The following is a 9,312-nucleotide window of genomic DNA, read 5'->3' as shown; positions in this document are numbered from 1 at the left end:
CGCCGGGGCGGGAGGAGCGGGGCCGCCGCCGCGCGGGGCGACGCAGGCGGCGAGCGGCAGGACAAGGGCGCTCGCCGCGGCCCAGCGCAGGGAGCGGGGGCGGGGCGCCGGTCCGCTCACGCGTAGGCGGCCCCCAGCATCTCCATCGACCGGTAATGGGTCAGGTCGAGGTGGAGGGGCGTCACCGCGACATAGCCTTCGGCCACCGCCTCCAGGTCGGTGGCGTGGGCCGGCGTCTCGATCGCCGGGCCAAGCGCGAACCAGTGATAGGGAAAGCCGCGTGGATCGACGCCGCTGACGATGTGGGTCCGGCCATAATCGCGCAGGCCCTGCGCGACGACGCGGATGCCCTTCACCGCTTCGGCCGGGACCGCCGGAAAGTTGACGTTGACCAGCGTGCGCGGGGCCAGCGGGGCGGCGAGCAGCGGCCGCAACACCTTTTCCCCCCACGCCTGCGCCGCGCCGAACGGCACGCTGTCCGCCATCCCCTCGCGCGCGTAGACCTGGCTCAGCGCGATCGAGCGGACGCCGGCCAGCGCCCCTTCCATCGCCGCCGACACGGTGCCGGAATAGGTGACGTCCTCGCCCAGGTTGGCGCCGCGGTTGACCCCGGACAGAATCAGGTCGGGCGGATTGTCCTTCATGATCCGGGCCAGCGCCATCATCACCGAATCGGTAGGCGTGCCGGTCACCGCGAAGCGGCGATCGTTGTAGGTGCGGACCCGGACCGGCCGGGTGAGGGTCAGCGAATGGCCGGCGCCGGACTGCTCCTCGCTCGGCGCCACCACCCATATGTCGTCGGACAGGGTGGCGGCGATCGCCTCCAGCACCTTCAGCCCCGACGCGTTGATGCCGTCGTCGTTGGTCAGCAATATCCTCATCGCTGCGGCTCCAGCACCGTTACCCCGCCCATATAGGGGACGAGCGCGTCGGGCACCCGCACCGATCCGTCGGCCTGCTGGTAATTCTCGAGAACCGCGACCAGCGCGCGACCGACCGCCAGCGCCGATCCGTTCAGCGTGTGGACGAAGCGCGTATTCTTCTCGCCGGCCGGGCGGTAGCGCGCGTTCATCCGCCGCGCCTGGAAATCGCCGCAGTTGGAGCAGGACGATATCTCGCGGTAACGCTGCTGGCCGGGCAGCCACACCTCCAGATCATAGGTTTTCGTCGCGGAAAAGCCCATGTCGCCGGTGCATAGCAGCATCCGGCGGTAGGGCAGGCCCAGCCCCTCCAGAATCGCCTCTGCCGCGCGGGTCATCCGCTCATGCTCCGCCGCCGACTGGTCCGGCGTGGTGATCGACACCAGCTCGACCTTGTCGAACTGGTGCTGGCGGATCAGCCCGCGTGTGTCGCGCCCGGCCGCCCCGGCTTCGGAGCGGAAACAGGGGGTCAGCGCGGTGAAACGCAGCGGCAGCGCTTCCGCGTCGAGGATCGTTTCGCGCACGATGTTGGTCAGGCTGACCTCGGCGGTCGGGATCAGCCAGCGCCCGTCGGTGGTGCGGAACAGATCCTCGGCGAATTTGGGCAGCTGGCTGGTGCCGAACAGCGCCTCGTCGCGGACCAGCACCGGCGGCGCCACTTCCTCGTAACCGGCGTCGAGCGTATTGCGGTCCAGCATATACTGGCCCAGCGCGCGCGACAGCCGTGCCACCGGCCCGCGCAGCAGCGCGAAGCGGGCGCCGGACAGCGCCGCCGCCGTTTCGAAATCCAGCCCCAGCGCCGCGCCGAAACGGTCATGCTCGTCGGCCGGGAAGGCGAAGTCGGGCGGCGTGCCCCAGCGTGCCTGCTCGACATTGTCGTCCTCGTCGGCGCCGTCGGGCACGTCGGCGGCGGGCAGGTTGGGCAGCGCGGCGAGCGCGGCGGTCAGCGCATCGCCGGCGGCCTTCTCCTCCGCCTCCAGCGCGGGCAGCCGCTCCTTCAGCGCCGCGACCTCGGCCATCAGCGCGGCGGCCTCGTCCTCGGCCTTGCGCGCCTTGGCGGCGCCGATCGCCTTCGATGCCTCGTTGCGGCGGGCGAGCGCGGTCTGCAATTCGGTCGCCAGCGCGCGGCGGCGCTGGTCGTCGGCAACCAGCGCGGCGGCCGCCGGCGGCGCGCCGCGCCGGGCGAGGGCGGCGTCGAAAGCTTCGGGATCGTCCCGTATCGTGCGGATATCGTGCATGGCCCCCGGCTATGGCCGGGCGCACAGCCGCGCGCAACCCTGTGGCCGGCGGCTCAGCCCCGGCGGGCGGCGTAGCGCTGGCGGGCGACCAATGTGGCGGCGGCGGCGCCGAACAACAGCAGCATCGGCGGCGCCGGCACCTCGGTCGGCGGCCCGCCGGACGACGAGCCACCGCTCGACGAGGCGGAGGAGGCACTGCTCGACGACGAACTGCTCGTCGACGTGCCGAAGCTGGAGGAGCCGGAGGATGAGGCGGATGTCGACGCCGAGGATCCGCTCGCGCCCGACGAGGATGCGGAGGACGAGGAGGCGCTCGACGAACTGCTCGTCGACGAGGAGACATTGCCGCTGCTGCTCGACGTCGAGCTAACGTTGCCGGACGAGGTGCTGCTGCTCGACCCGCCGGAGCCGCCCGACGCGCTGCTCGTCGATGTCGATCCGCCGCTCGACGTCGACGATACGACGATGCTGCCGCCGCCCCCGCCGCCGCCGAAGAACCCGCCGAAGAATCCACCGCCGCCAAAGCCGCTGCTGCCGGCCAGCACCACCGGCGGGCTGCCGCCGCCGCCGCCGTTGCCGCCGCTATAGCCGCCGGTTTCATAGGGAATGGCCGGGGGCAGCGGGATCGGCGCACCCTGGCTGGTGACGGTGATCGTCTGCGGCGCGCAGGCGACTTCGGGCGCCGGGGCCGGCGCCGCGCGGCGAGCCGGTCGCGCTTTCGGCTTGGCGCGCTGGACCGCCGGTTTCGCCTTCGGCTGGGCCTTGGCGACAGCGGCGGTGCGCGGGCGCTCGACGACATGGACGGCGCCGCCGCCGACGACCGCGCCGCCGCAGGCGCACGCGCAGAGTTTCGCCAAGGCCATCCGAACCGACATAGACCGCTCTTTCGCCTCCGGCCGCCGGCTCACCCGCTTGGCAGGCCGTCGCGGGAGTCGGTGGTCCTCGTCCTTCCATGCGGCCGGCGCGCGGCCGTCCACAACAGGGTTAACCCTTATTTCACCCTGCCGTCGGCGAAAAGCGCCGTGCCGGGGCGAAGCAGCATGGTAAACGTCCCATTCAGGCACGGTTCCGGCATGTTGCGACGGTTCTCGCCGCCGGCGGCCCGTTCCGGCAGGCGATGGGATGTCAGTGGCTTGTATGGTCACCGGCGCACCGGTATAGGCGCGCCGGGAAGTCGACTCCGCGATCCCGCAGCGATAGCGGGCGTGGAGCGGGTGTTTGGAGACACGTGTATGGCGACTGCGCCGAGTGACATGAGCGGGCCTTCGGATTTCGCGGTCGACGGCTTGGACGACAGCTATCGCCCTTCGCCAGACGAGTCCTTCATGAATCCCCGTCAGCTCGCCTATTTCCGTGCGAAGCTGAACGGCTGGAAGAACGACATATTGCGGGAAGCGCAGGGCACGCTGGTCCAGTTGCAATCCGATTCGCTGCGCGAACCCGACGTCACCGACCGTGCGTCGAGCGAGACCGACTGGTCGATCGAACTGCGCACCCGCGACCGTCAGCGCAAGCTGATCGCCAAGATCGACGCGGCGCTGCGCCGCATCGAGGACGGCGAATACGGCTATTGCGAGGTGTCGGGCGAGCCGATCTCGCTGGCGCGGCTGGAAGCACGGCCGATTGCAACGATGACAGTCGAGGCGCAAGAGAACCATGAGCGCCAGGAAAAGGTGTCGCGGGACGAATAGCGGCCGTCGCTGCCGCTCCCGTTCCCTTCACCTGGCTGGATCAGCGCTCTGGCTGGGGACATGACGGAAACCGACGCGCCATCGCCGGACGGCACCAGCCCACCGGAAAGCCCGGACGCCGTTCCCGATAGCGGGGAGGGCGAACAGCGTGGCGACATGCGCGACAGCCTGTACCTGTTGGCGCGGGTGCGCGGCTTGCCGACGGGCGGCGAGATACTGGCGCGCGTCCGCAACCTGTCGGCCAAGGGCATGATGATCGAGTTCGACCGCGCCGTCGCGGTCGATCAGCGGCTGGTGGTCGAAGTCAGGGGCATCGGCGCCGTCGGCGCGCGGGTTGCCTGGGCGCGGGACGAACGCGTCGGGCTTGAGCTGGATCGAGCGATCGACCCGCTGGCGGCCCGCCTGCCCGTGTCGGGCAGGCGCGACCTGGGGCGAAAGCCGCTGCGCGGGGATTGACCGGCGCTGCTGCCGTCCGGCTCAATGGCCGGCGATCACTTCCTTGATTTTCAGCTTCTGCTTCTTCAGCCGGGCGATCAGCGATTGATCCGGCGACGGGCGTTTCATTTCCTTGGAGATTTGGGCATCGAGCCCCGCATGCTTGACGTTGAGGGCGGAAAGATGCGCCTGTTCCATCCGAAAGCACTCCTTGGTCTGACGGTCTTGGCAGGTCAGTTAAACATGAAATTGGTAAACTGTCTCCCACTGCTTTGGGTGAATGCGACGGCATGGGTCGGGCGGCGCGACGAACGGCCGGCGCGCCGGGTGCTTGAGCGGCGGGCGTGCGCAAACTACCGTGGCATCCGCCAGTGCGGGGGATGGAGATGACGGCGGAGGAAGCGGCGCAGCGGTTGAACATCCTGCGAATCGAGCATCGCGATCTCGATTCGGCGATCGCCGCGCTGGCCGAACAGCCGCTGCCCGACCAGCTTCGCATCGCCCGGTTGAAGAAGCGCAAGCTGCGCCTGCGCGACGAGATCGCCGCGCTGGAGGACCAGATGATCCCCGACATCATCGCCTGACCGGCCGGCGCCGTTAATCGTAAATCGCCGAATTTACGCTGTTTTGCTCTGGCTGGCCTCCGGCGGCTGTGGCAACGCGGGCGGCATGGACGGGTCGCGGGACATGGCACGGGGCAGGGGGCGGATGACGGCGCGGCTGGTCGAGTCGCTCTATGTCGAGGCGATGCTGCTGGCCGACGAGGCACGCGGCTATTTCGACGAGCCCGGCCGTGCCGACCGCGATCGGCTGCCGCCGCTCGACCGGGTGACCTTCGCCTGCGAATCGCTGAAGGTGACGACGCGGCTGATGCACGTCATCGCCTGGTTGCTCCACCGCAAGGCGGAAGCGGCGGGGGAGATCGACGCCGCCGCCCTGCGCCCGGACAGCGGCCGGCTCGGCGCCGCCGCCGCCACCGAACCGGCGGTGCTGGCGATGATGCCGGCCACGGCCGCGACGCTGATCGCCGCCAGCATGGCGCTCTACGACCGCGTCCGCCGCCTGGAACGCGGTGACCGCCCGCCGCCCAGCCCGGCCCGCACCCTGATCCGCCGCCTCGAAAACGCGTTCTAGGGCGGTTTCCGGGGTCGTCAGGACCCGGCGCGCAAGCCGCCAACGTCATCCCGGCGAACGCCGGGATCTTTCCCGCCCGGCGTCAGGATCGTCCGCCGCTCATGCACCCGCCGATTCGGAATCCACGAAAATGGACCGGGCCGGTACCCGGCCGCCGGCGTCGTCCCGGTTGCCGCCTTCTAGCAATATATTGTTTTAATGTAATAAATTCTGGATTTATCCCTACCAGGCAACGTTAACAATTTTTTAGCCATGCCCTGCCGATAGTCTGGCCCTGTCCATTCTGGAGGGGAAAAGGCCAGTGGGGAACAGTTCGAGAAGCGCGGCTTTCCTGATCGAAAGCCGATTGGTCGACGCGGCGCGCGGCAATGCCGATGCCTGTTTCGATCTGGGCATCGCCTATTCGTCCGGCGCTGGCGGCGTCGATGTCGACCTGGTCGAAGCGCATAAATGGTTCAACCTGTCGGCGCTCGCCGGCAGCGACCGCGCCCAGCAATGCCGGGCCGAAATCGCCGGCGAGATGAGCGCGCGCGAAATCGCCGCCGCCCAGCGCATGGCGCGGGCGTGGCTGTCGTCCGGCCCCGAACGCCGCGCTGCCTGATCGTAGTCGCCGGCCGGCGGGGAGGAGCGAACCACGCTGCCCCGCCGCTAATCCGCCTTGCGGAACGGCGTCATTTCAGTGAGCAGGGCGATGTCGCGGGCGACCGCCTGCCGCTCGCGCGCCAGAAAATCGGCCACCGCCGCGCGGAAATTCGGATCGGCGATGAAATGCGCCGAAAAGGTCGGTGTCGGCGCATAGCCTCGCGCCAGCTTGTGCCCGCCCTGCGCCCCGGCCTCGACCCGCGCCAGCCCGCGCGCGATCGCCGCGTCGATCGCCTGGTAATAGCACAGCTCGAAATGGAGGAACGGCACCTCCTCCACCGCGCCCCAGTAGCGGCCGTAGAGGGTGTCGGCGCCGATCAGGTTCAGCGCCCCGGCGATCGGCCGCCCGTTTCGTCGCGCGAACACCAGCAGCACCTTGTCCGCCATCCGCTCGCCGAGCAGCGAGAAGAAGGTGCGGGTCAGGTAGGGGTGCCCCCATTTGCGCGCGCCGGTATCCTGGTAGAATTGCCAGAAAGCGTCCCAGTCCGCCTCGCCGATCGCCGCGCCGCTCAGCTGGACGATGTCCAGCCCGGCGACGGCGGCGGCGCGCTCCTTGCGGATCGCCTTGCGCTTGCGGCTGGCGAGGGCGGCGAGGAAATCGTCGAAATCGCGATAGCCGTCGTTCTGCCAGTGGAACTGGCTGTCGGTGCGGATCAGCCAGCCCGCCGCCTCGAACAGCGGCACCTGCTCCGGCGCGATGAAGGTCGCGTGGGCCGACGACAGGGCGTGGTGCGCGACCACCGCCTCCGCCGCCGCGATCAGCGCCGGCGCCGCCGCCGGATCGCGCAGCAGCAGCCGGGGGCCGGGCACCGGCGTGAACGGCACCGCGATCTGCAATTTCGGGTAATAGGCGCCGCCGGCGCGGGCATAGGCATCGGCCCAGCCATGGTCGAACACATATTCGCCCTGGCTGTGGCTCTTGCCGTAGGCGGGCATCACCCCGGCCAGCCGCCCGGCTTCGTCGGTCACCGCGATCGGCAGCGGCTGCCAGCCGGTCCGCGACCGGGCGCTGCCCGATTCCTCCAGGATCGACAGAAAGGCGTGGCTGACGAACGGGTTGGCGGCGCCGGCGCAGCCATCCCATTCGGCGGCGTCGAACCCGGCGACGCCATCGCCGATCCGCGCGGTGTAGGCGGTCATGGGTGGCGTTCGTAGATCGGCTGGTCGGCGTAGCGGGCGGCCGTCTCCTCCGCGGCGGCGGAGCGCACCGTCCAGGTCAGCAGCGGCAGCCCGCGCGCACGAAACTGCCCGGCAAAGCGTGACGGCAGGTCGCGCACATCATAGGCCAGGAAGTCCGCCCGCGCCTGCCACAGCGACAGCCAGCGCTCGGCCACGCCGCGCAGGCCCTGTTTGCCTTCCTCGCTGACCACCAGCCCGCGGGTCAGGCCGGGTGCATGGCGGGCGAACCAGCGGCCGACCAGCGGGTTGAACGCCATCACCGCCGCCGCCCCGCGATAGCCGTCCAGCGCGGCGCGCACCGCCCGGCACAGCGGCGCCACCCGCCTGCCATCCACCTTGATCTCGATCAGCAGCGGCACCTGTCCGGCGACGATCGCCAGCATCTCGGTCAGCCGGGGGATCGTCTCGTCGCTGCCGGTCAGGCGGGTCGCGTCCAGCGCCGCCGGGGTCAGCGCCGCCACCCGTTCCGGCCGCCCGGCCAGCCGGCGCAGGTCGGCGTCGTGGAACACGAACGGGGTGCCGTCCGCCGCCGCTTGCACGTCGCATTCGATGCCGTGGCCCAGCGCGATCGCGCCGGCCCAGGCGGCGCGGCTGTTCTCGACGATGCCGGCGCCGTGCAGCCCGCGATGGGCAAAGGGCTGCGCGGTCAGAAAGGCAATGCGCCTCGGGTCAGGCTGGACGAACGGCGACAACCGCATCGATCTCGACCGCCGCGTTCAGCGGCAGCACCGGCACGCCGACCGCGCTGCGCGCGTGCTTGCCGGCGTCGCCGAAGATATCGGCCATCAGCGCCGACGCGCCGTCGGCGACCTTCGGCTGGTCGGTGAAGCGGCCGGCGCTGTTGACGAACACGCCCAGCTTCACCACCCGCGCCACCCGGTCGAGGTCGCCGAGCGCCGCCTTCATCTGCGCGACCAGCATCAGTCCGCAGGCGCGCGCCGCGTCGCGGCCGAAGTCAATGTCGACATCCTCGCCCAGCCGGCCGGTCATCAGATTGCCGTCGCGAAACGGCAGCTGGCCGGAAATATGGAGCAGCCCGGCCGCCTCGACGGCGGGGACATAGGCGGCAACGGGGGCGGCTGGCTTCGGCAGCTTCAGGCCCAGTTCGGCAAGGCGTTCTTCGGCGGTCATGGCGTTCGCTCAAACACCCCGCGCGGCCGCCGGTCAAGCCCCGGCCGGCGCCCCGGCGGCGAAACGCGCCGCGATCCACCCCTCCGCCTCCGGCCAGGCGTCGATCCGCGCATGGGCGTCGGGCGCCGGCGGGACGGCGGCGGCCAGCGTCGGCTCGGAAATCATGTGCAGCCGATGGACGGCGGGGGCGTGGCGCGCGACCGAATGATGATGATGGGCCAGGTCGTCTATGAACACCGCTACGCTCGGCCGGTATTCGGCAAGCAGCGCGGCGACGGGGGCGCCCTTGCCGCCCTGGTTGGTCACCACCCGGTGGCGGATGCCGAAACCGGCAAGCTGGGCGCAGCGCCCGGCATGATGGTGGTCGGCCAGGTTGGTCAGGATGACGATGTCGGCGCTGCCGGCCAGCCGCGTCAGCGCCTCCGCCGCGCCGGGAACCAGCGTCTGGCGGTGCATCTCGGTGACGAAGAAGCCGTCGAGCAGCGGCCACATCTCGTCACGGCTCAGCAGCGCCCCATCCGCCCGCCGCCGCATCGCGCGTGAGAAGTCGCCGCCGTCGGGCATGAAGTCGATCGCGTGCGCCTCGCCCAGCCAGGCGCCGAAATGCGACACCATGTGCAGCAGCACCTCGTCGCAGTCGGAAATCAGCAGCGGCCGGCTCATCGTTCCAGCGCCGCCCGCGCCGCGACCAGTGTCTCCGGCGCCGCCGACAGCGCCTCGGCGCAGGCGATCAGGTCCGGCTCATGCGCTTCCAGAAAGGCAAGCACCGCCGCCAGCACCGCTGGCGCATCGGCCCGCCGGCGCAGTTCCTCCGGGGTCAGCCCGGTCAGCGCCAGCAGCCGGGCGGCGCGCTCCGGCTCGGCCAGCGTCCAGGCCAGCGCGGCCAGCCCCGTCGCCGTCGGGTCCGGGGGGTTTGTGCCGCGCGCGTGCATCGCCTAATCT

General features: G+C 70.6%; 14 protein-coding genes. 6 read left to right on the top strand and 8 right to left on the bottom strand.

Annotated elements, in window-relative coordinates:
• Positions 1-116: 116 nt before the first annotated feature.
• A complete protein-coding gene (gene surE / locus E4A53_RS10945; protein WP_136163135.1) occupies positions 117-881 on the bottom strand; it encodes a 5'/3'-nucleotidase SurE in 765 nt (254 codons plus the stop codon).
• Positions 878-2,158: a serine--tRNA ligase gene (serS, locus tag E4A53_RS10940; protein ID WP_136163134.1), complete on the bottom strand. Its 1,281-nt coding sequence runs from the start codon at positions 2,156-2,158 to the stop codon at positions 878-880. Before serS ends, surE begins: the two co-directional genes overlap by 4 nt.
• Before the next feature lie 93 nt (positions 2,159-2,251).
• Between serS and E4A53_RS10935 the strand changes: the two genes are divergently transcribed.
• The 3 genes from E4A53_RS10935 to E4A53_RS10925 all read left to right on the top strand — a co-directional run bounded on the left by E4A53_RS10935 (position 2,252) and on the right by E4A53_RS10925 (position 4,305).
• On the top strand, positions 2,252-2,746 hold the full coding sequence (locus tag E4A53_RS10935) for a hypothetical protein (RefSeq protein WP_206366307.1): 495 nt from the start codon (positions 2,252-2,254) through the stop codon (positions 2,744-2,746).
• 665 nt (positions 2,747-3,411) lie between these two features.
• Positions 3,412-3,849 (top strand): RNA polymerase-binding protein DksA, encoded by a 438-nt coding sequence (dksA, locus tag E4A53_RS10930; protein WP_420822622.1) that lies wholly within the window; start codon positions 3,412-3,414, stop codon positions 3,847-3,849.
• Between the two features lie 60 nt (positions 3,850-3,909).
• Positions 3,910-4,305: a PilZ domain-containing protein gene (locus E4A53_RS10925; protein ID WP_239018267.1), complete on the top strand. Its 396-nt coding sequence runs from the start codon at positions 3,910-3,912 to the stop codon at positions 4,303-4,305.
• 21 nt (positions 4,306-4,326) lie between these two features.
• Here E4A53_RS10925 and E4A53_RS10920 read toward each other — a convergent pair whose 3' ends face one another.
• Positions 4,327-4,482, bottom strand: a complete 156-nt coding sequence (locus E4A53_RS10920; protein WP_136163132.1) for a YdcH family protein — start codon at positions 4,480-4,482, stop codon at positions 4,327-4,329.
• Between the two features lie 188 nt (positions 4,483-4,670).
• Between E4A53_RS10920 and E4A53_RS10915 the strand changes: the two genes are divergently transcribed.
• The 3 genes from E4A53_RS10915 (at position 4,671) to E4A53_RS10905 (ending at position 6,019) form a co-directional block, all read left to right on the top strand.
• The gene (locus E4A53_RS10915) at positions 4,671-4,868 is read left to right on the top strand and encodes a YdcH family protein (RefSeq protein ID WP_136163153.1); all 198 of its coding nucleotides are present in this window, start codon (positions 4,671-4,673) and stop codon (positions 4,866-4,868) included.
• Between the two features lie 103 nt (positions 4,869-4,971).
• Positions 4,972-5,418: a DUF1465 family protein gene (locus tag E4A53_RS10910; RefSeq protein WP_239018266.1), complete on the top strand. Its 447-nt coding sequence runs from the start codon at positions 4,972-4,974 to the stop codon at positions 5,416-5,418.
• 301 nt (positions 5,419-5,719) lie between these two features.
• Positions 5,720-6,019 (top strand): SEL1-like repeat protein, encoded by a 300-nt coding sequence (locus E4A53_RS10905; protein ID WP_136163131.1) that lies wholly within the window; start codon positions 5,720-5,722, stop codon positions 6,017-6,019.
• Positions 6,020-6,066: 47 nt separating this feature from the next.
• On the opposite strand, the gene E4A53_RS10900 is transcribed toward E4A53_RS10905, so the two are convergent.
• From E4A53_RS10900 to E4A53_RS10880, 5 genes are read right to left on the bottom strand one after another with little or no spacing between them, the layout of a single operon-like run.
• Positions 6,067-7,200, bottom strand: coding sequence for a GNAT family N-acetyltransferase (locus tag E4A53_RS10900; protein WP_136163130.1), 1,134 nt, complete (start codon positions 7,198-7,200; stop codon positions 6,067-6,069).
• Positions 7,197-7,931, bottom strand: coding sequence for a glycerophosphodiester phosphodiesterase family protein (locus tag E4A53_RS10895; protein WP_239018265.1), 735 nt, complete (start codon positions 7,929-7,931; stop codon positions 7,197-7,199). Before E4A53_RS10895 ends, E4A53_RS10900 begins: the two co-directional genes overlap by 4 nt.
• Entirely contained in the window at positions 7,909-8,370 is a 462-nt protein-coding gene (locus E4A53_RS10890; RefSeq protein WP_136163128.1) for a RidA family protein, read from the bottom strand. Before E4A53_RS10890 ends, E4A53_RS10895 begins: the two co-directional genes overlap by 23 nt.
• 33 nt (positions 8,371-8,403) lie before the next feature.
• A complete protein-coding gene (locus tag E4A53_RS10885) occupies positions 8,404-9,033 on the bottom strand; it encodes an HAD family hydrolase (protein WP_136163127.1) in 630 nt (209 codons plus the stop codon).
• A complete protein-coding gene (locus E4A53_RS10880; RefSeq protein ID WP_136163126.1) occupies positions 9,030-9,302 on the bottom strand; it encodes a DUF3572 family protein in 273 nt (90 codons plus the stop codon). The genes E4A53_RS10885 and E4A53_RS10880 overlap by 4 nt, the downstream gene beginning before the upstream one ends.
• Positions 9,303-9,312 lie beyond the last annotated feature (10 nt).

The sequence above is a fragment of the Sphingomonas flavalba genome (assembly GCF_004796535.1).
GTDB lineage: Bacteria > Pseudomonadota > Alphaproteobacteria > Sphingomonadales > Sphingomonadaceae > Sphingomonas_L > Sphingomonas_L flavalba.
This window is presented reverse-complemented; position numbering and strand designations above follow the sequence as displayed.